This is a genomic window from Pseudomonas stagnisoli (assembly GCF_048595745.1).
Classification (GTDB): Bacteria; Pseudomonadota; Gammaproteobacteria; order Pseudomonadales; family Pseudomonadaceae; genus Aquipseudomonas; species Aquipseudomonas alcaligenes_A.
The window spans coordinates 3,698,877-3,725,862 of record NZ_CP184361.1 but is presented as its reverse complement, the minus strand read 5'-3'; the positions used below and the strand labels follow the sequence as shown (position 1 = coordinate 3,725,862).

Sequence of the window (26,986 nt, the reverse complement as noted above, 5' to 3'; positions counted from 1 at the left end):
AGGACGAAAAATTGTTAGCGTAACAATATCGTTAAATATCAATATGTTATGCACTACTAACTGTTAGCGTCATTCAGATACAACGATGGCTGCGTAATTGCCCGTTCAGCCGAGGCCAAAGCGCTGGGCATAGGCATGGGCGCCGCGTACTACAAAGTTCGCGATGAGATGCGACGCCAAGGCGTGATCGCGCGCTCCAGCAACTACACGTTGTATGCCGACATCAGCAACCGAGTGATGCGGATCATGGCTGACATGCTGCCCAGCATTGAGGTGTACTCAATCGACGAGGCCTGGGGCGACATGTCCGGTGTAGCCGATCCAGCTGGGTTGGGCCGCAGCATTCGCGAGCGCCTGGCCCGTGAGATTGGCATGCCGGTTGGCGTGGGCATAAGCACGACTAAAACGCTCGCCAAGCTGAGGGTGTCCGAATTTTTGTGTAACCGGCTCATGAGCGACACTGTCGCTCCGAACCGGAGACACCATGAGCAAGACGCAACATCCCATCACCGACGAGCTGCTGGATCAGCTCCTGGCCAACTACCAGAATCCTGAAGACCTGATCGGTGCTGACGGCATCCTCAAGCAACTGACCAAGAAGCTGGTTGAGCGTGCGCTGGATGCTGAGCTGACCCACCACCTGGGCCACGATAAGCATCAGCCGGTAAGCAATCCAACTGGCAACACCCGCAACGGTTTCAGCAAGAAGAAACTCAAGGGTGAGTTCGGCGAGTTGCCCATCGAAGTGCCGCGCGACCGGCATGGCACCTTTGATCCGCAGATTGTCGAGAAGCACCAGACCCGCTGGGCGGGTTTCGACGACAAGATCCTCTCGCTGTATGCCCGCGGCATGACTGTGCGCGAGATCCAGGCGCACTTGCAGGAAATGTACGGTGCCGAGGTGTCGCCCAGCCTGATCTCCTCGGTGACCGATGCCGTAGCCGATGAAGTGAAGGCCTGGCAGTCGCGCCCGCTCGATGCGGTCTACCCCATCGTCTACCTCGACTGCATCCACACCAAGGTGCGCGAAGGCGCCGTGCGAGTGAAGGCGGTGTATCTGGCGTTGGGCATCAATCTGGCTGGCGAGAAGGAAATCCTCGGCCTATGGATCGCCCAGAACGAGGGCGCCAAGTTCTGGTTGCAGGTGGTAACCGAGCTGCGTAACCGTGGCGTGCAGGACATCTTCGTCGCCTGCGTGGATGGCCTGAAGGGCTTCCCTGAGGCTATCGAAGCGGTGTTCCCGCACACCAGCGTGCAGCTGTGCATCGTGCACATGGTCAGACACAGCCTGAACTATGTGTCGTGGAAACGGCGGGCTGAAGTGGCTGCTGACCTGAAGCGAATTTACCAGTCCAGCACGGCAGACGAGGCCGAACTGCGCCTCGGTGAGTTCGAGGCCAAGTGGGATGACGACTACCTGCCGATTGGCCAGTCCTGGCGCCGCAACTGGCCACGTATCACGCCGTTCTTCGACTTCCCGCCAGAGATTCGCAAGGTGATCTACACCACCAACGCCATCGAGTCGGTGAACATGAGCCTGCGCAAGATCACCAAGAATCGCGGATCGTTTCCCAGCGACGAGGCACTGCTGAAACTGTTCTACCTGGCACTACGCAACATCAGCAAGAAATGGACGATGCCAATCCGTGACTGGAAGGCGGCGCTGACGCGCTTTACGATCAGCTACGAAGACCGGCTGCCGCAGCAGTAACCCCAACCCCGGTTACACAAAATTCTGCACACCCTCCATACAGCTGATCCGCAAATCCATTTACCGAGGCACGACTTTAATGTTTGGTAGGCCTTTTGCCTATGGGGCCCGTCACATGAATGTCCACTTCTGGCCGAGAGGCGTCTATGGCGACAGGCAGGAACCGGCCAGAAACGGTCGCACGGGGGCGGCAAGATTAGGGATGATTCACAGCGGGACATCAGCCACTACCTGATGCATCGCTACAACTGAATCAGGCCGCATCAAGTCAACGACTGGCTGTCGCCAAACCACTGTGGGGGATGGGGTGACCACTACATCATGACCCGATGGAGGCAGAACCAACTGCTAAAACTAAACCGAAGAAGAGGACGCATTAAGTGCCTAATTGTTATGACAGGGTCAGGCTTTAGGTAGCAGTATATTGGTGAGCTTGGGCTAGCCTCATATCCTCATCACGCAAGACTTTTAAGTTGTCTAGTTCTTGCTTGTATTGTTCAATAGGCATGCCATTGGATAAGAGACGCAAAAGAGCAGTTTGCTGCTGATCGAAATAGTTGAGTGCGGTTAGCATTCGTACCGATGATACCGTCGATGGAAGACCTGAGAGCTTTGCAAAGGCTAATTTTATATAGCGTTTAACTCCTTCGAATGAATTATGTCCGGTCCACAGCATAACTTCAGCCATAAATTGTTGGCTATCAAGCAGTGAGCGTCTAAATTCATCTGTGTTGGTTATTTCGTGCTGCTTGATTAAGAGTACAAATAAGTTAGTGATGAATCTGTGCCGAAACATATGCGGGCATGCCTCCTCTTCTAGCTCTGCTATTTTGCGTAAGCAGGCTATTTCTTTAGTAATGGTTCCGGCTCCAAGAGATGCTCCAGTAGAGTCCGAAACAAGGAAATAATCGTGTTTATTTTTGCCAATCGCTTGCGGTCTGTATATTTTCAGATATTTGCCTAGGTCAGCGGCAAGCATCTTGGTTATTGGAATAACTCGACTCCGACCTTCTCCCTGTTTCAGTGTGTTCAGTCGAAGCATTGGTTCTTTCATCTGTAATGCTCTAAGAACGTCTTGGGTTGTGAGTCCGGTAATTTCGCTAACTCTAGCCCCCGTATGCTCTAGTAAAGAAAGCACTAAATGGCGACGTTGCTTTAGATGTCTGCTACCTGGTGCGTCGTCGACAGCGACTCTAAGAGCGAGTATGGCTTCATCGGAAATTGGAAATCTATCGCGCAATCGACCGCTGTTTGTAAATGAGTGATGCCAGATATAATTTCGTTTCTTATGGTGTCTTTGGTCATGATTTTGATATGAAGATTTATAGGTGATACGGATAACACCTTCTGGAGCTACAAATTTTTCTTCGCCATATATTTTTCCGATAAAAATTAAGAAATCCAGGCATGCTCTTCCAGTTGCTAAAACAGTTGGTTCAGTTTTTTTTAGGGCGTCTGGCTTTGAATGGGAACTTTCGCGGCGAAGCTTTCCTATAAAGTCAGTAAACTTTTGGTCGCTAAGGCATATTAAATCTGTATTTGTATGGTGGCAGTATCTAAGAAGTTGGCTAATCTTTCCTGCGTAATCACCAAGACTTCCTCCTCTGGGGCCTACCCTCGAAAGGCCGCTTCTCCCCCCTACGCCCGTGCGCTCTAGCAAATGAAGCATGTAAAGATTGGCCAAATGGCAAGGTGTTCTATCGGGCCAGGATATGAATGGGATTCTGGAGCCATCTTTAGTTGCTAGAGTGCCCGGGACGTAATAGTCAAAAAGTATAAGTTCAGGTAATACTTTATATAATTGTTTTGGAGGTTGGTTTGTTTCCATCATTTGTAATCCGCGAGGACAACAACAGATGAATTGTTGGGGTAGAGATCGAATGGTGGAGGATTGAGGCTGACTATGGCTCTTAAGGTTTGCAGCGATTCGTTCGCTCGCTTCTCTCTCAGGCTAGAGTCTTTCGTGTCGCGAATAGTATTAATGTCAGTTATGGCCAATGCTACTGCCTGTAGCAATATAAGGTTCGCCTTGCGCAGAAGCTCTATGTCTTTTTCTAACTCTGAGGTGCGAATGGTAAGTCCTGATTTTGTCCGCTTATTTGATGCTTTACATCTAGTTTCGTAGGATTGGATTGCATCGGCGGCCGCAATTCTTAAGTCGTTGAGTCCCCGGAAGCCACGATCTAGTTCTGTGTTTGCATAAGATTTTAGAGTATTTAGGCTCATCGGTTTTGTAGTCTTATAGATATCGTTTTCTTCGAATTGGTGCTCTAGGGCTGCTAACCCTGCTTGGCTATGGAGGGCGATTTTGATTTTAGTTGAGTTTGCAAATGTGGCCGGGGTGCGGCATATGGCTCTTAGTAATTCGACAAAAGTGTGTACGTCACTACTGTTTATAGATGAAGATCTAGGCATGTCGATGCTCTTCCTGAGTAAGCTTAATAACTATTTCAAATCTTTCGCCGTGCTCGTTTTCAAAAAACTCAGGCTCTATAGATATAATGGAGTCTACTAGCAGTGCCTCGATATAATGCTCGAGTTCCTCGGTATCAATGATGGTGAAGTTCTCAATGTTGTATCGTTCTTTTAGTATTCTAGCAAGGCTAGTGAATTCAGCTGCTCCGTTACTGTGCAGTTTTTCTGCGACGTACTGTGCTTTTGCTCCGCGTAGAGTTGCACCATCTAAAGACTCTGTAATGTAGTTCCAGACGTGTGAGAGATTAGTATGGCCCAGAACCCACTGCAAAGTTTCTAGACCGCCGAAGCTGCTGGAGTAGAAGAATACTAAGGCAAAAAATCTTCGGAGTTGGTGCTGTCTTATATAATAACGACAGCCTTCAGGGGTGACCTCGGTTTGGAAGTAGTCGCAGACTAAGTCTAGATTCTTATTGAAATTGTCAGTGTTGCATGGAGCTATATTGGTAGATCCATGTCTGGATGGTGTTGCAAACAGCGATGGAATGGTGTCTATGTAGCCAATGCGTTTCAGGATTTTGTGCATTCGAATAAGATTTTTAATCATTTCAACGGCTAGTGGATCAATAGGTCTAGCCTCTCTGCGCCTAACTCCAAATAGTCCGCTAGTGCTTTTACCGTTCCCAAAAATCAAAAGAGTCTCGGTGCTGTCTAGGCAACTGGCTGATGACAGCTGGGCTAGTTCATCTATGCGCCTAGCCATTAGCATTCCTACTACGAGCTGCACAGAGCCTATATATACTGATATGAGCTCTAAGAGGCCGGCATTGTTTCGTAGTTTTACAAAGTATTCATTTTTCTCTGGTCGGACACTCGCGCAGTACGCTGCAGACCCGGTAGATCGTGCAGAAAGGCCCAAATACTTTACGCCCAAGTCAGAGAGATGAGGGCCAATAATTTTTCGTATTTCTTTTGAAGTAAATTTCGACGGTGAAACTTTGTAGCGGCAACATCTGATGGCAACCCTGCAAAAACCATTAACAATTTCCTTCCCATGATGTAAGTGGAGTTCGATTGCTTTTCTGGCTGTGCTGAAGACCACTTCAGAAGGTAGGGTTCTGAATCTCCCGGGCTGAACTGTCGACGGATAAGGTGCATTTAGCATGTGCTTCAGCGTGTCAATGCTTGGTGCATCTAGTCCGAGTTCATGCAAAATCCCTAGTCTATAAATCGTCATTTTCAGTGCGTTGAAGTATGACTGGCTAATTTTCTCATTTTCACCAGTAGTTATTTTTACAGCAGGATATTCCGTGCGGTCGGCATAGCTGTCTTTATAGAAAGACAAGATCTCGTGTCTAGTCTTAGGGTAGCGTGCTCCTTTAATGGTGTTAATGAAGATTTTTTGCGATATGACTAGGCTGTTGATAGTGCATTGCGCGTGATCTGCTGGTTGGGAGTAATCGCCGTTTAAATGGAGCGCTGCTCTGATCCTTGGTATATTGATTGGTTCAAGGCCCAGTATGTCGTCATTGATTTGGTCTGATGTGACGATGTTAGCGTGTGGATGCTGTTGTAAAAAACTCTCGATGTCGTCTTTGTTGGTTCTATTAAGCGTGTCGAGGCAGTAGAGTTTAAGGGTTTGTGACCAGTTGTATACGGACTCACTTGTATCGGTGCTTTGGCAAAATTTCGCTAAAATATCCTTTAGATGATTTATGGAGAGGCCGCCAAGTCCATATCGTGAAATCTGATATTGAGGATTTAGTAGTAGGATATCTAATATGAGAAGAGCTAGATTAAAGCCTTTTTTTTGTGTTTGCAGTGCGTTAGTGTCATCACTTGAGCCAGCTGCCCTCCGTGTCGCAGCTATGGTGAAATACTTGAAGCTGTTACAAAGTGCTAAATTGCATTCAGAGGCAAGGCTCGTACCGTTATCCAGTCTTATGTCCCAGTCTAAATATCGATTCTTTGTGCTGCCAAAGTTATATGTCCAGATTTTTTCCTCGAAGTTACTAATTAGCCAGTTTGCAGTGCGGTAATGTTTTTGTGGGTCTAGATAATAATTATTTAAGAAGCTGAGTTCAGAAGGAAGGTTCATAAATTAATTTGGCCATCTGGTTGGGGTTTATGTGTTGGATGGCGCTATTTAGATGTTTTTTCAAAAGCGAATCAGTTCCGCTTTTTATATGCGTGACAATGTGCTTTGAAATGCTTGCCCAGTACTTGGCTTTCCCTGAGACTAAATTAGGCTTTTTGGCGTTATTCACTGCGCTTTCAAGTGACATTAATGCGCCTAATGCTCCTGGGTTTACAGAGATAAATAGCTCGGAACTACACTCCCTGAATGCGTTGATCCCCTCTGGATCTTTGATATGGCTTGGCAATTCACTCAGAGCATGATTTTGCAAAAACTCATGAAGTTCATCCATGCTTTCAAATTTAGTGGCTTGAGCTAAATGTGGGCTGGACTTCATCGTCTCGCATATAATGGCTTTTTGAAAAATGCGCACCCATCGAGACTGAAAGAATTCAAGGATGGGGTCGGGAAGATATCTCCGCAGAAGTTCGGGGTTGTACTCCGTATGGCCAAGCACTTGTGACATCTTCTCGCCGTCACCCGTCTGGAGATATACCGAGACGCCAGCACTTGATCTGATACTTGTCAGGCTAATTCGGTCAATAAACTTTAGAAGAGCCTCATCGCGAAGGTGTGTGTGAGGGTGAAACATTGTTGTAACGCGGTCACGGATTGTCTGTTCTGATTTTAGCCTGCTCAAATACCATCGGGGTGGTTTCATGCTGCCTGGGTCAGCGAACCCCTGGCCGCAGGTTAGAAACAGCTCTCGCCATCTTTTATCATTTCTGCTTCTTAATGCTTCCCTTAATGGGCTGGTGATGTCGATAATTAACCTTATCCAAGCTGTTTCCTCCTGCGTAAGTCTAATTGCTTGCAGGCTTAAATTTTTACCTTTTCTATCCTTGTAACTAACTAGTGTGGACTCATTGCCATCCTCAATGAATCCTGTTCGTTTGTTTTCTGGATTATATAGCTCAAGGTTTTTCAGGAAGCTTTCTGTTATTTCTGGATGATTCATCACAAGCAAGCATTGGAAGGGGAAGAGACTGTCAGTGGTTGGCAGTGCTAGTAGCTTGGAAGTCTCGTCGACGGTAGTTACATCTCCGAATGCTCTTTTTGTATAGGTTTTGCTAGTGATGAATCCATCTCTATTAAATGTGGCGCAGATATTTGCTAGGCCGATTCTATGGATTGTTTTGTTTCCGCCTCCATAGCTGGATGGGGTTCCGGTTTTGGCAAGTTTATTCCTGCGTTCTATTCTGATCTTAAAGTCGCTTACTTGCTCTAGTGCCCATTGTCTAATCGTATTTAAGTCTGAGTCTATTTTTTTAAAGAGTATATCTATGGCTTGGTTGTCCGTTATTGATATCGGGATTTCAGTCAGTAGCTTGTCGTGTACAAGTACGCCTGTTTCACTTTTTCTGATATTGCTTTGTGTGCCGGGCGGTCTTTTGATCTCTGGCTTTGGTAGTCTCTCAAATGGAGTTGCCCATACGCCGGACTCAATGAAGGCGCGTGTGCATAAGTTTATAAATTGTGCGAAAGCGACGTTTTGTGCTATTAAATCTTTGCTGTTATCGTTTGCTTCTAAGAAATAAAATCTCATGAATCCCAGAAAGACATGGCGTACAGTTGTTGGGTTGTAAAATGTACTGGGTGGCCACTGTTCGCTGTTGAGCGCTAGATATCTAACGAATTTGTTTATAACTGATGAGAGTCTTATGTTTCCTGATTCTAAGTGTTCTTTGCATTGCTCATAGAATTGTTCGGTAAAAGCTTGTCCATGGGATAGCCAGAGTGGCGATAGTTTGAGGTAGCTCGATGCTTTTTTGCCGCTGCAAACTTGCCAGCCATTCCAGTATCTGATTAGTGAGTGATTGAGTTTTGTGTCCGCGAGAGAAAGATAAGAGATATCTGGTTCAACATCTAGGGCGGCGGCAAAAACTGAGTGCAACACCTGACCTTTCCGGTACGGTGCTGCCCCTATGTCTTATACCGAACTCAGCGTTGAAGAGCGCGCCACCATTCAAATCGGTCTTACCCAAGGCTTCAGCCTGCGCAGGATTGCCTGCTTGATCAACCGATCCCCTTCGACCATCAGCCGTGAGCTGCGCCGTAACCGAGGTGCTTGCGGTGGCTACTCGGCCCGCCTGGCCCAGCAGCAAATGCAGGCCCGCCGCCAGGTTTGTCGACCGACGCGAAAACTGTTGCCGGGTAGCGAGCGCTTCGAACTGGTGACCCATATGCTGCGTGAGCGTTTGTCTCCCGAGCAGATTGCCGGCAAGCTGCGCAGCATGAACATACCCAACCTGCGAGATGCCTACGTCTGTCGCGAGACGATCTACAACGCGATCTATGCCCTGCCAGTGGGTGAGCTGCGTAAGGAGCTGATCATCTGTCTGCGCCAAGGCAAGACGACGCGCCGGCCGCGCTCTGGTGGCGTGGATCGGCGCGGCCAGATCCCCGAGATGGTCAGTATTCATGTGCGCCCGCCGGAGATTGAAGACAGGCTGATGCCGGGGCATTGGGAAGGCGACCTCATCAAGGGTAAGGCCAACGCCTCGTCCGTCGGTACGCTGGTGGAACGCACCAGTGGCTACCTGATGTTGGTGAAGATGAACGACGCGACGGCGACTTCGGCGCTGGAAGGCTTCAGCGCCGCGCTCAATAGCATGCCGCTGGATATGCGCAAGAGCATGACTTACGACCAGGGCCGGGAGATGGCGCGACACGCCGAGATCACCCAAAGAACCGGCGTGGCGATCTACTTCTGCGACCCGCACAGCCCCTGGCAGCGCGGCAGCAACGAAAACATCAATGGCCTGATCCGCCAGTACCTGCCCAAAGGCACAGACCTGTCGGTACACAGCCAGGAGGAGCTGGACGCCATTGCGCTGCAACTGAACATGCGACCGCGCAAGCGCTTCGACTTCAAATGCCCCATCGAGGTGATGGGAGAGGTCATGCAAAATGCCATGGCAATGCGGCATGATGCTCCGGCTTCAATTCAATAACCGTGTTGCACTCAGCTCCTGCAACCGCCTAGTAATGTCCAGTCGGTATCTATAAGGGTCGGAATCTTACTTCTCAAAGAATCTAGGATTTGGATGAACGCTTTCCGATACGTGGTCTGTGTAAATGGATGTGAGTCAACTAAATCCTTGTGGTAAAGCGTGCCCAGGAACCGCTTTACGGTTAGGCGAAACTGTTTGCTTGATAAATCTGCATAGCAAACACGCGTGTCCGTAACGTGGCAAAACACCTCAAATAGTTTTATTGGGACGCTGGTTGTGTAGGGGGTGGAGGGTGCTTGACCCATCGCGGTCACCACATCATCAGATAGCGCAAGGAATGGGTAGTGGTGCAGATAGCCTGTGTTGGTGATGATTGTCATTGTGTTTTCTTCGCTCTGAGCCCTCGCTAGCTTCTGGGTATAGGAGGCCTCAGTGATTTTGACAAGTTCATGCATTCCGCGAAGTCAATCAGCGCAGCCTGGATGCCGACCTGGCCCTGGCGCTGACTCTCAATGGCCGCGAGCTGCTGCGTGACGAGCCGCTCAAGGTGCTGCTGATGTCCGCCACGCTGGAGGGCGAGCGCCTGTCCGCGCTGCTCGGTGATGCGCCGGTGGTGTCCAGCCAGGGCCGCATGCACCCGGTGGAGATGCGCTGGGGTGCACCTTGGCAACCGGGTGAGCGCATCGAGCAGCGGGTCACCCAGACCGTGCTGCAGGCCCTGGCCGATGAGCCGGGCAGCCTGCTGGTGTTTCTGCCCGGCCAGGCGGAGATTCGCCGGGTGCATGAGCAGCTGCAGGAGAGCCTGGGCCAGCGTCCCGACGTATTGCTCTGCCCGCTGCATGGCGAGCTGGAGCTGTCTGCCCAGCGCGCCGCCATCGAGCCGGCGCCGGCCGGCATGCGCAAGGTGGTGCTGGCGACCAATATCGCCGAGACCAGCCTGACCATCGATGGCGTGCGCGTGGTGGTGGATGCCGGCCTGGCACGCGTGCCGCGCTTCGACCCGGCCAGCGGCATGACCCGCCTGGATACCCAGCGCATCTCCCGCGCCTCGGCCACTCAGCGTGCCGGTCGCGCCGGGCGCCTGGAGCCGGGCGTGTGTTATCGCCTGTGGTCGCAGAGCCAGCACGAGCAGCTGGCGGCCTACGGCACCGCGGAAATCCTCCAGGCGGATCTCGCCGGCCTGGCCCTGCAGTTGGCGCACTGGGGCGTGCAGCCGGGCGAGCTGGCCTGGCTCGATGCACCGCCTGCCGCCGCCTTCGCCCAGGGCTGCGACCTGCTGGCGCGCCTCGGCGCCCTCGATGCGCGCGGCGCGCTGACGACGCATGGCCAGGCCATGGCCGAGCTGCCGGCGCATCCGCGTATCGCCCATCTGCTGCTGCGTGGCCAGGCCCTTGGCCTTGGCGCGCTGGCGGCGGACCTCGCCGCGCTACTGTCCGAGCGCGACATCCTGCGCGGCGGCGGCGCCGACCTGCACAGTCGCATGAGCCTGCTAGCCGGCGAGTCCCGTGCCGCCGGCGGTTCGCGCGGTGGCGTGCAGCGCGCGCGGCAGCTGGCCCGGCAGTTTCGTTCCTATCTGCGCGGGCCGGCCGCCGAGGCGGTGGCCGATCCCGAGCATCCGCGCTGGCTCGGCGCGCTGCTGGCCTTCGCCTACCCCGACCGGGTGGCGCGCCAGCGCAAGGCCGGCGGTGCGGACTATCGCCTGGCCAATGGCCGCGCCGCGCTGTTCGGCGAGGCGGATGCGCTGATGAAGCACGAATGGCTGGTGATCGCCGACCTCGGCAGCCGCCAGGGCCAGCGCGAGGAGCGTATCTACCTGGCGGCCGACCTCGATCCGGCGCTGTTCGACGCGGTACTCGCCGAGCAGGTGAGCCTGCGCGAAGAACTGGAGTGGGACGAGCGCGAGGGCGTGCTGCGCGCCGAACGGCAGCGCCGGGTCGGCGAGCTGGTGCTCAGTCGCGAGGCATTGACGGGGCTGGACGAGGTCGCACGCAGCCGCGCGCTGCTCGGCCTGGTGCGGCGCAAGGGCCTGGAGTTGCTGCCCTGGACGCCGGAGCTGCGCCAGTGGCAGGCGCGGGTGGCGCTGCTGCGCCGCCTCGACCTGGAGCAGCGGGGCGACAGCGAATGGCCGGACCTGAGTGACGCCGCGTTGCTGGCGACCCTGGAAGACTGGCTGCTGCCGTACCTGGGCAAGGTCAGCCGGCTCAGCCATTTCGCCAATCTGGACCTGCCGGGCATCCTCGCAGGTCAGTTGCCCTGGCCGCTGCCGCAGCGCCTGGACGAGCTGGCGCCGAAGCACCTGCAAGTGCCTTCCGGTTCGCGTATCGCCATCGATTATGCCGAGTCGCCGCCGGTGCTGGCGGTGCGCCTGCAGGAGCTGTTCGGCCTGGCGGCCACGCCGCGCATCGCCGGTGGCCGCCAGGGCGTGTTGCTGCACCTGCTGTCGCCGGCGCGCCGGCCGGTGCAGGTGACCCAGGACCTGGCGAGCTTCTGGGCCAACACCTATGCCGAGGTGAAGAAGGACCTGAAGGGGCGCTACCCCAAGCACTACTGGCCGGACGACCCGCTGGTGGCCGAGCCGACCGCCCGCGCCAAGCCCAGAAAATAGAGGCCTGGCGCGCGTTCAGCGATTGAAGCGCTCAACCAGGGCGCGCAGGTCGGCCGCGACCTGTTCCAGCTCCACGGCGCGGCTAACGGTTGAACGCGCATTGTCCGCCGTCTGCTCCATGGTGGCGGCGACATTGTTGGTCTGTTGGGAGATATCTTCGGAAACCAGTGCCTGCTGTTCCGAGGCCGCGGCCATCTGCAGGCTCATGGCGCCGATGCGATCGACCGCTTGCCGAATGCCCTGCAGGGCGCCACGGGTGTTGACCACCTGCTGCAGGCCACTGTCGGCTTCGTGCATGCCCAGACGGGCAACCGAGACGGCCTCGTCGGCACCTGCCTTGAGTGTTTGAATCACGCACTGGATTTGCTGGGTCGATTCGCGAGTCTTGCTGGCGAGCGAACGAACTTCATCGGCCACCACCGCAAAGCCTCTGCCCTGTTCGCCGGCGCGCGCAGCCTCGATGGCGGCATTGAGGGCTAGCAGGTTGGTTTGCTCGGCGATGCTCTGGATGATTTCCGCGGCTGACATGATTTGCTGCGTTTCCCCGGCCAGCGTATCGACGGCCGAGCCGATTTTCGTCACGGTCGTCGCCAGTGACTCGATAGCTCCAAGCGTGCTCTCGGCAACACGGTCGCCCTGCTCGGCCAGTGTGCTGGCGGCCTGCGCTTCGCTGGCTGTTTGCTGAACGTTGCCCGCAACCTCTGCAATGGAGGCGGCCATCTCGGTCATGGTGGCGGCCGTCAGATCTGTCTCGGCTCTCTGTGCCAGCAAAGCGCGCTCGGTCTGGCTGGACAGGCTCGACGCATTCGCTGCCGACTCTGCCACGCGGCTGGCCAGGTCGCTCAGGCGCGTCAATGCGGTACGCAGGCGCGCATCCTCGCTGATCAGCAGCATGTCCAGTTGCGCTGCGGCTCCCTGTGCCTCGCTGTAGACCTGCGCGCTGATCGGGTCGGCAAAGGCATTGGGGTTCTTGCCGACGATCCTGCTGAGTGTCGATTCCAGTTGGCGTCTGGAACACAGCCCGACACCGAGTATCAGCGTGGCGGTCAACCCTCCGGCGATCCAGGGCGTGCTCGTCCCGATGACCGTGATAGCCAGTGCTGAAGCGGCAACGGGCAGGGCGAATGACCAAGCGTGGTGGGCCAGTCGACGTGTCGTCGGGATGGGGTTATGGCCCTCCCGGATACGCTCATAGAGGCTTTGCGCCCGTGCCACCTGCTCGCGGGTCGGCTTGACCCGCACGGACTCGTAGCCCACGACGCGGCCATTATCGAGAATGGGCGTGACGTAAGCACTGACCCAGTAGTAGTCGCCGTTCTTGCAGCGGTTCTTGACCACGCCCATCCAGCTCTTGCCGGCCCGCAGGTAGCCCCACATCACCGCAAAAACGGCGGCAGGCATGTCCGGGTGGCGGACCAGGTTGTGTGGGCTTCCCAGTAGTTCCTCTTCGGTGTACCCGCTGATTCTGACGAACTCGCTGTTGCAGTAGGTGATGTTTCCCGCGGCATCCGTGGCGGAGATCAGGCGTTGGTCGTGGGCAAAGGTCTGCTCGACGTTGGTGACGGGGCGGCGCATTTTCATGGATTGCATTTCTCTGGCCCTTTGGATGGCAAAAGGGCATACGTCTGCTCCCGGAGTCTCTTCCGGGGCATTTGGGGTTCTATGGGGTTCAGCTGTCGCAGAGCCCGCGCGGCGCTGCAGAAAATCTGGGATGGGGCGATAGAGGGCGTTATTGTTTTTTGATGATTCGCATGCGCCTGGGGGGCGCATCTATGGCTGGCTATTATTTTGACGTCACTTTTTTGGATGTCTAGTGGCTATCTGCTATTGCCGATGGGTGGCCCGCTGGCGAGCTTTCGGCGCTTTTTGCCGCGGGCTGCTCAGGCGTCGCGCATGGGGCGGCGGAGCGGCTAGTCCAGTTGCAAGGGTTCGCCCGCTGCCTGAAGCGCCGCGTAGGCGCTGTCCAGATCGTCCAGCAAGCGCTGGCTGCCCTCGGCATGACGCGAGGCAATCAGGCGCAGTTGCATGGTCTGCAGGATGGTATAGGGCAGGGGTGACAGCCCCAGCTCCTTGCGCACCTGTTCGACGGGAGCCTGGTAGTCGAGCAGATAGTCGCCCCGTTTGCGCAGCAGCATGGCCAGCGCCGAGGCATGGGTACTGGTGCGATGGATACTGATTCCCAGCGTGGTGTCGGTGATCAGTTCGCTGGCCGGTTTCCAGTAGCTGTAGCCGCTGATCACAATCAGCCCCCGCCCTCTGAGGCCCTCCGGTAGGACCGGCCTGGGTGTGTCCGTGCGGTGGTAGAGAGCCAGGCTGATCTCGCCCATGGTCTGCCTGGCTTCGTAGGTATGGCCGAGCAGTTCGGTCTTGCCGCCGGCGCCGGGCCACAGCTGCACGCTGCCGTCACGCAGGGCGGCATACAGCCGCGCGCCGGGCAGTGAGCGGTAATGGCCGCGGTAACCGGCGTGGCGCAACAGGCGCTCGGTGAGCGCCAGGATGGAGCCGCGCGGCTTGCCATCGTCATCGGTCCAGGAGTAGGGCGGGAATTCGTAATAGCCGACGCTGACGGTCGGCTCGGCGGCCTGGGCGCCGGAGCAGCACAGCCACGCCAGCAGGGCAGGAAAAAGGAATCTGCGCATCGGTGCGGCTCGGGCCGTCTTGTTGTTCGTTTGGGGCCGAGCATGGCGATGCACTGGCGCTTTGTCCAGAGCCTTGAGGTACAGCGCTTCAGCGTTCGGCCGCTTGCCGGCGGCCCGTCCTTAGGCGGGGGCTTGAGCCGCGCGGTGGTGACCGGGCTGGCCGCTTGCAGGGGCGGCGACAGGTCAGTGTGCGTGCGGCTCGATATACAGCTCGTAGACCAGCTCGGTGTCCCAGTAGGCCGCCTCGATCTTGTGTCCGTCTAGGTCGCGGACGAAGCAGCCGTAGTAGGGCTCGCCATAGTGCGGGCGCGGACCGGGCGGGCCGTCAGCGCTGGCGCCGGCCTCCAGGGCAGCGTCGTAGAAGGCGTGCACGGCCTGCTTGTCCGGGGCGACGAAGCCGAAGTGGCTGCCGTTGCCGACATTCGCCGGCTGGCCATCGATCGGCGTCTGCACCCAGAACTCCGGGTATTCACGGCCCCAGGCGACGGCGCCGGGGTGTTCGAGGACGCGCTTGCAGCCGAGGGTCGCCAGGACCTTGTCGTAGAAGGCCACGGCCCGCTCGAACTGATTGGTGCCGATGGAGACGTGCGAGAGGATGCTCGGATTCTGTTCGGGCATGGCGATCTTCCCTGGGGTTGCGGAAGTCCCAAGCCTAGCAAAGGCGCGGAGGATTTCCTGTCGAGCGGGTCAACTGCTGTGGCTGTCCTCGGTCGGCTGCTGGCTGCACAGCATGAAGCAGCGGAACAGCACCACGGTGGAGAACAACTGGAGGAAGCCGTTGACGATGTCCAGCAACAGGCTGCCGATCGCATCGGGCTGCTCGCCGAGCAGTTGCAGGGTCCAGTCATCCAGCAGCCACAGCGGCACGATCACCAGCAGCACGCAGGCCAGCAGCGACCAGAAGTGGCCGATGCTGAGCAGGAAGCTCTCGCGCATCGCCGGCAGCGGTGCGAGGCCGCGCAGCACCAGCAGGTATTCGGAGAAAGCCAGCTTGACCATCAGGTACAGGGCTACCGGCAGAAACAGCGCGCCACCGAGCATGATCAGCAGGGTACTCAGTCCGGCCAGCACGGCGAACGACGGCCACAGCGGCAGCGCGGCGGCCAGCAGGTTACGGGTAGCCGGGCGTTGGCCCTGGCTGCGCGCGTCGAGGAAGAGGATCAGCGCGGCGCTGTATAGCGGGTAGAAGAACAGCCCGACCAGCAGCTCGTAGGCGGGCGAATGGTCCGTATCGACCAGGCCCGCGACGACCGCGCGCACCAGGCATTCGGCGGCGATCAGCGGCAGACACAGCGGGGCGATACCGGGCAGGTTACGGCTGAAGAAATGGAAGGCATCGCGCAGAACGGTCAACGGATTCATCGGCAGGCATCGCGGCAGTACTACATGTCCTCACTTTAGCCGATGGCCGGGGGCGACGAACATGCCGGTCTTTCGCATAATGCCGCTCCCTTGTTGCCAGGCTGCACCGTGAAGAAGATCGCCCTGTTCGCCGATGTGCAGAACCTTTACTACACCGTGCGCCAGGCTCATGGCTGCCACTTCCACTATGCCGAGCTGTGGCGCCAGGTGGCGGCGCAGGGCGAGATCGTCGAGGCGCGCGCCTATGCCATCGACCGTGGCGACGCCAAGCAGCGCCAGTTCCAGCAGATCCTGCGCAACCTCGGTTTCGAGGTGCTGCTCAAGCCCTATATCCAGCGCAGCGACGGCTCGGCCAAGGGCGACTGGGATGTGGGCATCGCCCTGGATGTGATGGATGCCGCCGAGCGGGTGGACGAAGTGGTGCTGGCCTCCGGCGACGGCGATTTCGACCTGCTGCTGCAGCGCGCCCGCGCCCGTCATGGGGTGGCCTGCTGTGTGTATGGCGTCGAGGGCCTCACCGCGCATTCCCTGATCCGCGCCGCTGACCGCTTCGTGCCGGTCGAGGGTGCGCTGTTGTTGAAGAACTGAGGACAACCGATGCCAGATCGCATCGCCGTGATCGACTTTGAAACCACCGGCATGTCGCCGGCCCAGGGCGCGCGACCGACCGAAATCGGCGTGGCCATGATCGAGGGCGGGCGCATCGTCGCGCGCTACCAGAGCCTGATGAATGCCGGTGCCTGGGTACCGCCCTTCATCGAACAGCTCACCGGCATCAGCAACGCCATGGTGCGCAGCGCGCCGCCGGTGGCGCAGGTGATGGCGGAGGCCGCCGAGTTCATCGGCGAGGCGCCGCTGCTGGCGCACAACGCCGCGTTCGACAGCAAGTTCTGGGATGCCGAGTTGGGCCAGCTGGGGCGGCGTCGCAATCGTGACTTCGCCTGTTCGCTGCTGCTGTCGCGGCGCCTGCTGCCCGAGGCGCCTAGCCACAAGCTGGGCAACCTCAACAGCTGGGTCGGGCTGCCCAGCACCGGCCAGGCCCACCGCGCGCTGGCCGATGCCGAGATGGCGGCCAACCTGACGCTGCACCTGCAGGCGTTGCTGTGGCAGCGCCACGACATCCGTGCCGATCACGACTACCTGTGCGGGCTGCAGAAGCTTTCGGCGGCCAAGGTGCGGGCGTTGCTGCGGGCCAGCGTGTAGGCAGCTCCCCTCTCCCTGTGGGAGAGGGGCCGGGGGTGAGGGCGTTTCAGGCCGCTCCGAGTTGCCCATGGCACCCTCACCCTACGCGGGTCGCCCCAGCCCTCTCCCAAGGGGAGAGGGAGTCAGCGCCGCAGCATGCTCCGGGTGCATCTGGCCATAAATGAAACGCCCCGGCTTGGCCGGGGCGTTTGTCTATCAGTGGTGCTCGCGGGTGGCGCGGAAGGTGATGTCCGGCCAGCGCTCTTCCATCAGGCTCAGGTTGACCCGGGTCGGCGCCAGGTAGGTGAGGTGGCCGCCGCCATCCACCGCCAGGTTCTCGAAGGCCTTGTCCTTGAACTCCTTGAGCTTCTTCTCGTCGCTGCACTCGATCCAGCGCGCCGACCAGACGTTGATCGCCTCGTAGGCGCACTCGACCTTGTATTCCTCCTTGAGGCGGCTGGCGACCACATCGAACTGCAGCACGCCGACGGCGCCGAGGATGATGTCGTTGTTGCGCTCGGGGAAGAACACCTGGGTGGCGCCTTCCTCGGCCAGCTCCTGCAGGCCCTGGCGCAGCTGCTTGGATTTCAGCGGGTCCTTCAGGCGCACGCGGCGGAACAGTTCCGGGGCGAAGTGCGGGATGCCGGTGAAGCCCAGCACCTCGCCTTCGGTGAAGGTGTCGCCGATCTGGATGGTGCCGTGGTTGTGCAGGCCGATGATGTCGCCGGCGTAGGCCTCTTCCAGCTGCTCGCGCTCGCTGGAGAAGAAGGTCAGGGCGTCGGCGATCTTCAGGTCCTTCTTGATGCGCACATGGCGCATCTTCATGCCCTTCTCGTACTTGCCCGAGCAGATGCGCATGAAGGCGATGCGGTCGCGGTGCTTGGGGTCCATGTTCGCCTGGATCTTGAACACGAAGCCGCTGAACTTCTCTTCCACCGGCTCGACCACGCGCTCGTGGGCGGCGCGCGACAGCGGCTGCGGGGCCCAGTCGACGATACAGTCGAGCACCTGGTCAACGCCGAAGTTGCCCAGCGCGGTGCCGAAGAACACCGGGGTCATCTCGCCCTTGAGGAAGGCGTCCTGGTCGAACTCGTGGCAGGCGCCCTGGACCAGTTCCAGCTCCTCGATGAAGCGCTCGTACATGTCGCCCAGGTGCGCGCGCGCTTCATCGGAGTCCAGTTTGTTGATGACCTTCTGCTCGGTGCGCTCATGGCCGTGGCCCGGCACGTAGACGATGATCTTGTCCTCGTGCAGGTGGTACACGCCCTTGAAATCTCGGTAGCAGCCGATCGGCCAGGTGATCGGTGCCGCCTTGATCTTCAGCACCGCCTCGATCTCGTCGAGCAGTTCGATCGGGTCGCGGATGTCGCGGTCGAGCTTGTTGATAAAGCTGACAATGGGCGTGTCGCGCAGGCGGCACACTTCCATCAGGGCGATGGTGCGCGGCTCCACGCCCTTGCCGCCGTCGAGCACCATCAGTGCCGAGTCCACCGCGGTCAGGGTGCGGTAGGTGTCTTCCGAGAAGTCTTCGTGACCGGGGGTGTCGAGCAGGTTGACCATGTGCTCGCGGTAGGGGAACTGCATCACCGAGGTGGTGATGGAGATGCCGCGCTGCTTCTCCATTTCCATCCAGTCGGAGGTGGCATGGCGGTCGGATTTGCGTGACTTCACCGTACCGGCGACCTCGATGGCCTTGCCCATCAGCAGCAGCTTCTCGGTAATGGTGGTCTTACCGGCGTCGGGGTGGGAAATGATCGCGAACGTGCGGCGTTTGGCGACTTCTGCGGCCTGGATGCTCATGGCGGAAAACCTGTCGACTCGGTCGTCGGAGTGTCAAAAAAGGCGGCGATTATACCGGTAAAGGCCGGCCCCTGTTCCCGTTTCGTCGCAGCCCTGTCGGGCCTGGTTTTGTGCAGCATTTCTGACGTTTTGTTGAGTATCGAAAACAATCAATCAGCCAGGCGACAACTGGGTGCAAAACAGCGGCAATTTTCGGTTGATATCGCGCAGTCATGGTCCTAAAGTTCGCGCCCGAACGCTCATGCTGGAAACGATCCATCCGGCTCAAGTACTGACGACGAGAGGCTTTCGCACTGCGGAAGTCATCGGCGACATGCCTTGGGAAGTAGGCGAACCAAAGTGGGGAAACTGATCAGGCGTTCACGGTTCTCATCGAGAGCCACTCCCTCTTTTCTATAACGTGTTTTGCCATTTGGAGTCCCGAGCATGTCGATCAAGGTCGAAGACTATTTCGCACCCGAAACTTTCAAGCGCATGAAGGCGTTTGCCGACCAGCAGGAAACCCCCTTCGTCGTCATCGACAAGCAGACCATCGCCGACTCCTACGATCAGCTGGTCAGCTGCTTCCCCTTCGCCAAGATCTACTACGCGGTGAAAGCCAACCCGGCCACCGAGATCACCGAGCTGTTGCGCGACAAGGGCTCGAACTTCGACATCGCCTCCATCTACGAGCTGGACAAGGTGATGAAGGCTGGCGTCGGCCCTGAGCGCATCAGCTACGGCAACACCATCAAGAAGGCCCGCGACATTCGCTACTTCTTTGACAAGGGTGTGCGCCTGTTCGCCACCGACTCCGAGGCCGACCTGCGCAACATCGCCAAGGCCGCCCCGGGTGCCAAGGTCTATGTGCGCATCCTCACCGAAGGTTCGACCAGTGCCGACTGGCCGCTGTCGCGCAAGTTCGGCTGCAACCCGGACATGGCCCTGGACCTGCTGATCCTGGCCAAGCAACTGGGCCTGGTGCCCTATGGCGTGTCCTTCCATGTTGGCAGCCAGCAGCGCGACATTGACGTGTGGGACGCCGCCATCGCCAAGGTCAAGGTGATCTTCGAGCGCCTCAAGGAAGAAGACGGCATCACCCTGCAGATGATCAACATGGGTGGCGGCTTCCCGGCCAACTACATCCAGCGCACCAACAGCCTGGAGACCTACGCCGAGGAGATCATCCGTTTCCTCAAGGAAGACTTCGGCGACGAGCTGCCGGAAATCATCCTTGAGCCGGGTCGTTCGCTGATCGCCAACGCCGGCATCCTGGTCAGCGAAGTGGTGCTGGTGGCGCGCAAATCGCGTACCGCCGTGGAGCGCTGGGTGTACACCGACGTGGGCAAGTTCAGCGGCCTGATCGAAACCATGGATGAGTCTATCAAGTTCCCGATCTGGACCGAGAAGAAGGGCGAGGCCGAGGAAGTGGTGATCGCCGGCCCGACCTGCGACAGCGCCGACATCATGTACGAGAACTACAAGTACGGCCTGCCGCTGAACCTGGCTGCCGAGGATCGCCTGTACTGGCTGTCCACCGGTGCCTACACCACCAGCTACAGCGCGGTGGAATTCAACGGCTTCCCGCCGCTGAAGGCCTTCTATATCTGAGCCGCTGTGACGCAGACAGACCCCGCTTCGGCGGGGTCTTTCGTTTCTGTCGGGGCATCCACGCCGCCTTTCCCATCGCCCGACGGGGCTTTAAGCTGCAGAGATGAACAGACCAATCCTCCTCAATTGCGACATGGGCGAAAGCTTCGGCGCCTGGCGCATGGGCGACGACGAGCACGCCATGCCGCTGATCGACCAGGCCAACCTGGCCTGCGGCTTTCATGCCGGCGACCCGCTGATCATGCAGCGCAGCGTGCTACTGGCGCGGCAACATGGTGTCGCCATCGGTGCCCACCCGTCCTATCCCGATCTGCAGGGCTTCGGTCGCCGCCATCTCAGCTGCACGCCGGACGAGGTCATGGCCCTGGTGCTGTACCAGCTCGGCGCGCTGGATGCTTTCTGCCGCGCCGCGGGCGCCCAGGTCGCCTACGTCAAGCCGCATGGCGCCCTATACAACGACCTGGTGCGCGACGACGCGCTGATGATTGCCGTACTAACCGCCTGCGCCCGTTACCGCGAGGGTCTGCCACTGATGGTACTGGCCCAGGCCGACAATGACCGGGAGCGACGCCTGGCCAAGGCGGTCGGCGTGCCGCTGTTGTTCGAGGCGTTCGCCGATCGTGCCTACCTGGCTGATGGTCAGCTGGCGCCGCGGCGTCTGGACGGTGCCGTGCATCACGAGCCGCAGCGCATCCTCGACCAGGCCCTGGCCATCGCCGCTGGCGAGCCCTTCGCCGACCTCGATGGCAAGCCGCTGCGGCTGCGGGCCGATAGCCTCTGCGTACATGGCGACAACGCCGAGTCGCTGGCCGTGCTGCGGCGCCTGCGAGCCCAGCTGGACGCGCTGTGATCCGACTGGAGCCGGCTGGCGCCGAAGCGCTGTTGCTGGTGCTGGCCGAGGCGCCGGATGCCGGTTTGCCGCTGCGCATCGCCGTCCTGGCCGAGCGCATTCGCCTGCAGCTGGGCGAGCTGCTCACCGATCTGGTACCGGGGTGGACAACGCTGCTGCTGCACTACGACCTGCTGCGTACCGACCACCTGCAGTTGGCCGAACGCCTTGCGCCGCTGCTGGAGGCCTGGTTGGCCGAGCCGCAGGCGCCCGTTGCGGGGCGCCTGCACGAGATCCCGGTGTGGTATGCCGGCGAAGACCTGGCCAGCGTGGCGCAGGCCTGCGGGCTGACTGTCGCTGAGGTCATCGAACTGCACAGTGCCGGCGAGTACCGGGTCGGCGCCATTGGTTTCGCGCCGGGCTTCGCCTATCTGGGCGAGCTGAACGAACGTCTGGCTTTGCCACGCCTGGCGACGCCTCGCACAGGTGTGCCGGCCGGCAGCCTGGCCATCGCCGAACGTCAGACCGCTATTTATCCCCAGGCCTCGCCTGGCGGCTGGCACTTGCTCGGTCTCTGCCCCTGGAAACTATTCGATGTGCGGCGCACGCCTCCCTGTCCGCTGGCCCTGGGTGACCGGGTGCGTTTCGTGCCGATCGACGAGGCACGCTATCGCCGCGAGCTCGCCAGATGAGCGGGCTGCGCGTGCTCAGGTCTGGGCCGCTGAGCCTGCTGCAGGATGCGGGGCGCATCGGTTGGCAGCATCTGGGGGTGTCGCCCGGCGGCGTGCAGGATGGTCATGCCGCAGCCTGGGCCAATCGCCTGGTGGGCAATGCCTGGGGCACGCCGCTGCTGGAGATCGCCCTGGGCGGCATGGAGCTGCGCGCCGAGGCCGAGGTGTGGCTGGCGCTGGCGGGTGCTGAAGCCAGGATCGAGGTCGATGGTCGTGTTGTGCCGAACTGGTCGCGCTTCGCCCTGAGGGCAGGGCAGTTCCTGAAGATCGGCTTCGCCGTTAGCGGTCAGTATCTCTACCTGGCGGCGGCTGGAGGCTTCGCTGCCGAGCCAGTGCTGGGCAGTATCAGCACGCAGGTGCGCGAGGGCTTGGGTGGGCTGGATGGTGCGGGTGCCGCGCTGGTCGAGGGTGATCTGCTGGCCTGTGTCGGCGGGGCCTGCGTCCGTGCCGCCAGCGTGCCCTGGCCTTATCGGCCGGACTACCGGGCCACGCCCCTGCTGCGGGTGATCACCGGTGGCGATGCCGTGGCGTTCAGTGAGGCGGCGCTGGCGGCTTTTTTCGGCCAGGCCTGGCAGTTGGCGCCGCAGTCCGATCGCATGGGCGCACGGCTGCGAGGAGAGCCCCTGGTGGCGCCTGCGCGGCAATGGTCGCTGGGCGTGGCGCGAGGTGCCGTCCAGGTGCCGCCGGACGGTCAGCCGATCATCCTGCAGGCCGACCGCCAGACCATGGGCGGCTACCCCGTCCTTGGCTGGCTGCATCCGCTGGATCAGTGGCGTCTGGCGCAATGCCAGGCTCGGCAGAGTCTGCGTTTTACCCAAGTCAGTGTCAGTGACGCCCAGGCAGAGCTACGCGAGTTCTACCGCTTCTTCAGGGACTGAGTGCCAGAAAAGGCGAAGGCGCCACGGTGGGCGCCTTCTGGTTTGCGAGCTGTGCACACGTCATCGCTTGCTGGCTCCTGACTTTCTCCGGCTGACTCAGGCGACATTGCTGCCAGTGCGGTCGAAGCCGTCTTCGGCGACGTTGCTGCCAGTGCGGTCGAAGCCATCTTCGGCAACGTTGCTGCCAGTGCGGTCGAAGCCGTCTTCGGCGACGTTGCTGCCGGTACGGTCGAAGCCGTCTTCGGCGACGTTGCTGCCGGTGCGGTCGAAGCCGTCTTCGGCGACGTTGCTGCCAGTGCGGTCGAAGCCATCTGCGGCTACGACGCTACCGGTGCGGTCATAACCATCTTCGGCGACGTTGCTGCCAGTGCGATCGAAGCCATCTGCGGCTACGGCGCTGCCGGTACGGTCATAACCATCTTCGGCGAGGTAGCTGCCAGTGCGGTCGAAGCCGTCGGCGGCGAAGGTGATGCCGCTGGCGGCAAAGGTGGAGAGGAGAAGGGCGGTGAGGATTTGCTTTTTCATCTTGGGCGGCTCCGTATTGGGGGCTGTAAGTTGGCTACGGGGCTCATGTTAATTGGATTTTTTCGATTAAAAAGTTGACGCTGGCAATGATGAATATCGATGTGGGTGATAGTTTATTAAGTAATTGATTTAAAATGATTTATTAGTATTTTTGGAGATATTCTCATGCGCTATTAGGGTTTTACAGAGTGATTGTTAATATCGAATAAATAGATATTTTGTTCTGATCTTCACGCGTATGCCGACACCGCGCACTTCGGAATCCCCGAGGCCGGCCGATAACGCTAAGCTCTTGTCGAGGCCCTTTGCAGTGGATGGATCCTGGGAGAGGGAGCGCTTGGATAATAAGAACGGCAGTGAAGTGGAGTTTCGATGATGTTGCGACGGCTGATGGTCGGGCTGGCCATCTGTAGTGCACTGTTCAGCAATGGCCGGGTGTGGGCCGAGCCCGGCATCAATGCGGGCGAACTGCGCTTGGGCATGGTCAATGCACAGAGCGGCCCAGCCGCCGGTCTCGGTCGGGGCCTGCTGCAAGGTACCCAGGCCTACTTCCAGCGCGTCAATGCCAATGGCGGCATCCATGGTCGGCGGTTGAGCATGGAGGTGCGCGATGACGGTTATGAGCCGCGTCGCACTGCCGAGCTGACACAGGCGCTGATCGCGTCTGGCCGCGTATTTGCTCTCCTGGGCTATGTCGGCACCCCGACCTCGCGTGCGGCTATGCCCGCCGTGCTCGAGGCGGGCGTGCCCTACCTGTTTCCCTTCACCGGTGCCGAGGTGTTGCGGCAGCCAGTCCACCCCTGGGTCTTCAACGTGCGGGCTTCCTATTTCGCCGAGACCGAAGTGTTGGCGGGTTACATGACCGAAGCGCTGGGGCTGCGTCGCATTGCCCTTCTCATGCAGGATGATTCCTTTGGCGAGTCGGCCAAGAGTGGGCTGTCAGGTGCTTTGCATCTACGGGGGCTGAAGCTCGAGGGCGAGGCCCGTTTCCTGCGTAACTCGCTGGACGTTGGAGATGCCTTGGCGCGTCTGCGGGACGTGCAGCCTGAGGCGATCTTTTTTGTCGGGACCTACAAGCAGTTGGCGGCGGCAGTGCGCGAGGCGCGGGCCAGGGGCATGCAGGCGCGTTTTTTTACCGTCTCCTTCGTCGGGACCGACGACTTTATCGCCGAGGCGGGGGCTCTGGCGGAAGGCGTACTGATTTCCCAAGTGGTGCCTTCGCCCGATGATGTGTTTCTGCCCGTGGTGCGGGACTACCGGGAGGACATGGCCGGCAGCCCCCTGGGCTACACCTCGCTGGAGGGCTATCTCAACGCGGCCGTGCTGGTCGAGGCGCTGCGCCGGGCGGGTCCTCAGCCTACCCGGGCGCGCCTGGTCAAGGAGCTGTCCATGCTGGACATCGACCTGGGCGGTTTCCGTGTCACTTTCGGTCCCGACGACCACCAGGGCTCCGATGCCGTATTCCTGACCCGCATCGAGCAGGGCAAGGCGGTGCCGGTGCGCCGCCAGCCCTGAGTCTCGCTCAGCTCCCGATTACCTCGGCGTGGTGGCAGGCCACCTGGCGCGCCTCGATCAGGCGCAATTCCGGTACTTCCACGCGGCAGCGCTCGCTGGCGTGCGGGCAGCGTTTGTGGAAGGCGCAGCCGGAGGGTGGGTCAAGCGGGTTGGGCAGTTCGCCAGCGATCTTGATCTTTGGCTTGGTCGGGTCCGGGTGGATGGCCGGGGTGGCCGAGAGCAGGGCGCGGGTGTAGGGATGCAGCGGCCGCTCGTAGATCAGCGCCGCCGGGCCCATCTCGGCCGGGCGGCCGAGGTACATCACCAGCACGTCGTCGGCCACGTGGCGCACCACCGCCAGGTTGTGCGAGATGAACACGTAGCCGGTCTGGTATTGCTCCTGCAGGTCCATAAACAGGTTGAGCACCTGGGCCTGGATCGACACGTCCAGCGCCGAGGTGGGCTCGTCCGCCACCAGCACCTTGGGCTGTAGCATCATGGCGCGGGCCAGGGCGATGCGCTGGCGCTGGCCGCCGGAGAACATGTGCGGGTAGCGCTGGTAATGCTCGGGGCGCAGGCCGACCTGCTGCATCATGCTCTGCACCCGCTCGCGGCGCTCGGCGCGCGACAGGTCGGTGTTGATCAGCAGCGGCTCGGCCAGCTGGTCGCCGATCTTCTGCCGCGGGTTCAGCGAGGCGTAGGGGTTCTGGAACACCATCTGCACATCGCGGCGCAGTTGCTTGCGCTGGGCCTTGTCGGCACCGGCCACTTCCTGCCCGGCGATCTGCAGGCTGCCGGTGCTGGGCTCCTCGATCAGGGTCAGGGCACGCGCTAGGGTCGACTTGCCGCAGCCGGACTCGCCGACCACCGCCAGGGTCTTGCCAGCCTCCAGCTGGAATGACACGCCATTCAGTGCACGCACCAGGGCATTGGGCTTGAACAGGCCGCGGGAGATTTCGTAGTGCCGGGTCAGCTCGCGGGCTTCGAGAACGACGCTCATCAGGCCACCTCCGCGGTCAGGTTGAGGGGGTAGAAGCAGCGCACCGCGCCGCGTGCGTGCGCCTCCAGCGGCGGGCGTTGCTCACGGCAGTGCGGCTGGGCATAGGGGCAGCGCGGCGACAGCAGGCAGCCGGCCGGGCGGTCATAGCGGCCGGGGACGATGCCGGGCAGGGTGGCCAGGCGCTCGGCGCCCAGGCTGTGCTCGGGAATGGCCTTGAGCAGCGCCTCGGTGTAGGGGTGGGTCGGGGCGTCGAACAGGGTCGGCACACTGCCGATTTCCACCGCTTGCCCGGCGTACATCACGCAGACGCGCTGGGCGGTTTCGGCGACCACGGCCAGGTCGTGGGTGATCAGCACCAGGCCCATGCCCTCGCTGCGCTGCAGGTCGAGCAGCAGGTCCATGACCTGCGCCTGGATGGTCACGTCCAGCGCGGTGGTCGGCTCGTCGGCGATCAGCAGCTTGGGTTCTGCAGCGATCGCCATGGCGATCGCCACGCGCTGGCTCATGCCGCCGGAAAGCTGGTGCGGGTAGGCGTCGAGACGGCTGGCGGCGCCGGGAATCTCCACCCGCTCCAGCAGCTGCAGGGCGCGCGCGCGGGCGGCCTTGCCCTTGAGGCCGAGGTGCTGGCGCAACACTTCCTCGATCTGGAAGCCGACCGTGTAGCTGGGATTGAGCGCGGTCATCGGGTCCTGGAACACCATGGCCAGGTCCTTGCCCACCACCTGGCGGCGTTGCCGGCCCTTGAGGGTGAGCATGTCGTGGCCGTCGAAGCGCAGGCTGTCGGCGCGCACGATGCCGGGGGCGTCGATCAGGCCCATCAGCGCCATCATGGTCACCGACTTGCCGGAGCCGGATTCGCCGACGATGGCCAGCACTTCGCCTTTGTCCACGGACAGGTCGAGGCCGTCGACCACGGGTATGGCATCGGCTGCGCCGAAGCGCACGGACAGGTTGCGGATGTCGAGCAGGCTCATACCGACCTCCTTCTATGCACGGGCTGCCCCCTCTCCCATTTATGGGAGAGGGTCGGGGAGAGGGTGGAGTGGATGGTTGCACCCTCTCCCCGATCGCGGGCCGCCCCGGCCCCTCTCCCGTAAACGTGAGAGGGGAGAAAGCCCCTCCGGGCTACATGCA

Annotated in this window: 22 protein-coding genes and 2 pseudogenes; 11 read left to right on the top strand and 13 right to left on the bottom strand. The window is 59.7% G+C overall.

Annotated features, from left to right (window positions below):
• The first annotated feature begins 60 nt into the window (after window positions 1-60).
• Window positions 61-555, top strand: a complete 495-nt coding sequence (locus ACOAPY_RS17945) for a Y-family DNA polymerase (protein WP_465156850.1) — start codon at window positions 61-63, stop codon at window positions 553-555.
• Complete coding sequence (locus ACOAPY_RS17940) at window positions 485-1,711, top strand: IS256-like element ISPa46 family transposase (protein WP_021703202.1); 1,227 nt, start codon at window positions 485-487, stop codon at window positions 1,709-1,711. Before ACOAPY_RS17945 ends, ACOAPY_RS17940 begins: the two co-directional genes overlap by 71 nt.
• Before the next feature lie 409 nt (window positions 1,712-2,120).
• Here ACOAPY_RS17940 and ACOAPY_RS17935 read toward each other — a convergent pair whose 3' ends face one another.
• From ACOAPY_RS17935 to ACOAPY_RS17920, 4 genes are read right to left on the bottom strand one after another with little or no spacing between them, the layout of a single operon-like run.
• On the bottom strand, window positions 2,121-3,542 hold the full coding sequence (locus ACOAPY_RS17935; RefSeq protein ID WP_465154212.1) for a tyrosine-type recombinase/integrase: 1,422 nt from the start codon (window positions 3,540-3,542) through the stop codon (window positions 2,121-2,123).
• Window positions 3,539-4,126: a hypothetical protein gene (locus ACOAPY_RS17930; protein WP_142028715.1), complete on the bottom strand. Its 588-nt coding sequence runs from the start codon at window positions 4,124-4,126 to the stop codon at window positions 3,539-3,541. The genes ACOAPY_RS17935 and ACOAPY_RS17930 overlap by 4 nt, the downstream gene beginning before the upstream one ends.
• Window positions 4,119-6,224, bottom strand: coding sequence for an integrase (locus ACOAPY_RS17925; protein WP_142028716.1), 2,106 nt, complete (start codon window positions 6,222-6,224; stop codon window positions 4,119-4,121). Before ACOAPY_RS17925 ends, ACOAPY_RS17930 begins: the two co-directional genes overlap by 8 nt.
• Window positions 6,208-8,160: a hypothetical protein gene (locus tag ACOAPY_RS17920; RefSeq protein ID WP_465154210.1), complete on the bottom strand. Its 1,953-nt coding sequence runs from the start codon at window positions 8,158-8,160 to the stop codon at window positions 6,208-6,210. Before ACOAPY_RS17920 ends, ACOAPY_RS17925 begins: the two co-directional genes overlap by 17 nt.
• Window positions 8,161-8,188: 28 nt before the next feature.
• On the opposite strand from ACOAPY_RS17920, the gene ACOAPY_RS17915 reads away from it, so the two are divergent.
• Together ACOAPY_RS17915 and hrpB are read left to right on the top strand one after the other, a co-directional pair.
• On the top strand, window positions 8,189-9,217 hold the full coding sequence (locus tag ACOAPY_RS17915) for an IS30-like element ISPsp7 family transposase (RefSeq protein WP_125886713.1): 1,029 nt from the start codon (window positions 8,189-8,191) through the stop codon (window positions 9,215-9,217).
• Window positions 9,218-9,671: 454 nt separating this feature from the next.
• Window positions 9,672-11,822 (top strand): annotated as a pseudogene (gene hrpB / locus ACOAPY_RS17910) (ATP-dependent helicase HrpB); the annotation flags it as partial.
• 15 nt (window positions 11,823-11,837) lie between these two features.
• Here the strand turns inward: hrpB and ACOAPY_RS17905 are convergent.
• The 5 genes and pseudogenes from ACOAPY_RS17905 to ACOAPY_RS17885 form a co-directional block, all read right to left on the bottom strand.
• Window positions 11,838-13,037, bottom strand: coding sequence for a methyl-accepting chemotaxis protein (locus ACOAPY_RS17905; RefSeq protein ID WP_465156848.1), 1,200 nt, complete (start codon window positions 13,035-13,037; stop codon window positions 11,838-11,840).
• A 36-nt stretch (window positions 13,038-13,073) separates the two neighbouring features.
• Window positions 13,074-13,397, bottom strand: a pseudogene (locus ACOAPY_RS17900) (PAS domain-containing protein); the annotation flags it as partial.
• Between the two features lie 335 nt (window positions 13,398-13,732).
• Window positions 13,733-14,461, bottom strand: a complete 729-nt coding sequence (locus tag ACOAPY_RS17895) for a substrate-binding periplasmic protein (RefSeq protein WP_465154209.1) — start codon at window positions 14,459-14,461, stop codon at window positions 13,733-13,735.
• A gap of 183 nt (window positions 14,462-14,644) precedes the next feature.
• Complete coding sequence (locus ACOAPY_RS17890) at window positions 14,645-15,079, bottom strand: VOC family protein (protein ID WP_465154208.1); 435 nt, start codon at window positions 15,077-15,079, stop codon at window positions 14,645-14,647.
• A gap of 69 nt (window positions 15,080-15,148) precedes the next feature.
• On the bottom strand, window positions 15,149-15,823 hold the full coding sequence (locus ACOAPY_RS17885) for a YciC family protein (RefSeq protein ID WP_465154207.1): 675 nt from the start codon (window positions 15,821-15,823) through the stop codon (window positions 15,149-15,151).
• Window positions 15,824-15,931: 108 nt separating this feature from the next.
• Between ACOAPY_RS17885 and ACOAPY_RS17880 the strand changes: the two genes are divergently transcribed.
• The gene (locus tag ACOAPY_RS17880) at window positions 15,932-16,411 is read left to right on the top strand and encodes an NYN domain-containing protein (RefSeq protein ID WP_465154206.1); all 480 of its coding nucleotides are present in this window, start codon (window positions 15,932-15,934) and stop codon (window positions 16,409-16,411) included.
• A gap of 9 nt (window positions 16,412-16,420) precedes the next feature.
• Window positions 16,421-17,026: a 3'-5' exonuclease gene (locus ACOAPY_RS17875; RefSeq protein ID WP_465154205.1), complete on the top strand. Its 606-nt coding sequence runs from the start codon at window positions 16,421-16,423 to the stop codon at window positions 17,024-17,026.
• A gap of 195 nt (window positions 17,027-17,221) precedes the next feature.
• Here ACOAPY_RS17875 and ACOAPY_RS17870 read toward each other — a convergent pair whose 3' ends face one another.
• Window positions 17,222-18,805, bottom strand: coding sequence for a peptide chain release factor 3 (locus tag ACOAPY_RS17870; RefSeq protein WP_465154204.1), 1,584 nt, complete (start codon window positions 18,803-18,805; stop codon window positions 17,222-17,224).
• Between the two features lie 426 nt (window positions 18,806-19,231).
• Here ACOAPY_RS17870 and ACOAPY_RS17865 point away from each other — a divergent pair, with 426 nt between their 5' ends.
• From ACOAPY_RS17865 to ACOAPY_RS17850, 4 genes are all read left to right on the top strand, one after another.
• Window positions 19,232-20,395 carry a type III PLP-dependent enzyme gene (locus ACOAPY_RS17865; protein ID WP_076428285.1) on the top strand — a complete coding sequence of 388 codons (1,164 nt, stop codon included), beginning with the start codon at window positions 19,232-19,234 and terminating at the stop codon, window positions 20,393-20,395.
• 103 nt (window positions 20,396-20,498) lie between these two features.
• Window positions 20,499-21,245 (top strand): 5-oxoprolinase subunit PxpA, encoded by a 747-nt coding sequence (locus ACOAPY_RS17860; RefSeq protein ID WP_465154203.1) that lies wholly within the window; start codon window positions 20,499-20,501, stop codon window positions 21,243-21,245.
• Complete coding sequence (gene pxpB, locus ACOAPY_RS17855) at window positions 21,242-21,916, top strand: 5-oxoprolinase subunit PxpB (RefSeq protein WP_465154202.1); 675 nt, start codon at window positions 21,242-21,244, stop codon at window positions 21,914-21,916. The genes ACOAPY_RS17860 and pxpB overlap by 4 nt, the downstream gene beginning before the upstream one ends.
• Complete coding sequence (locus ACOAPY_RS17850) at window positions 21,913-22,833, top strand: 5-oxoprolinase subunit C family protein (RefSeq protein WP_465154201.1); 921 nt, start codon at window positions 21,913-21,915, stop codon at window positions 22,831-22,833. The genes pxpB and ACOAPY_RS17850 overlap by 4 nt, the downstream gene beginning before the upstream one ends.
• Window positions 22,834-22,929: 96 nt before the next feature.
• On the opposite strand, the gene ACOAPY_RS17845 is transcribed toward ACOAPY_RS17850, so the two are convergent.
• The gene (locus ACOAPY_RS17845; RefSeq protein ID WP_465154200.1) at window positions 22,930-23,358 is read right to left on the bottom strand and encodes a heme utilization protein; all 429 of its coding nucleotides are present in this window, start codon (window positions 23,356-23,358) and stop codon (window positions 22,930-22,932) included.
• 375 nt (window positions 23,359-23,733) lie between these two features.
• Here ACOAPY_RS17845 and ACOAPY_RS17840 point away from each other — a divergent pair, with 375 nt between their 5' ends.
• On the top strand, window positions 23,734-24,873 hold the full coding sequence (locus ACOAPY_RS17840) for an ABC transporter substrate-binding protein (protein ID WP_465154199.1): 1,140 nt from the start codon (window positions 23,734-23,736) through the stop codon (window positions 24,871-24,873).
• A 7-nt stretch (window positions 24,874-24,880) separates the two neighbouring features.
• Here the strand turns inward: ACOAPY_RS17840 and ACOAPY_RS17835 are convergent, their stop codons facing one another.
• On the bottom strand, window positions 24,881-25,852 hold the full coding sequence (locus ACOAPY_RS17835) for a peptide ABC transporter ATP-binding protein (RefSeq protein WP_465154198.1): 972 nt from the start codon (window positions 25,850-25,852) through the stop codon (window positions 24,881-24,883).
• Window positions 25,852-26,826 (bottom strand): ABC transporter ATP-binding protein, encoded by a 975-nt coding sequence (locus ACOAPY_RS17830; RefSeq protein WP_465154197.1) that lies wholly within the window; start codon window positions 26,824-26,826, stop codon window positions 25,852-25,854. Before ACOAPY_RS17830 ends, ACOAPY_RS17835 begins: the two co-directional genes overlap by 1 nt.
• Window positions 26,827-26,986 lie beyond the last annotated feature (160 nt).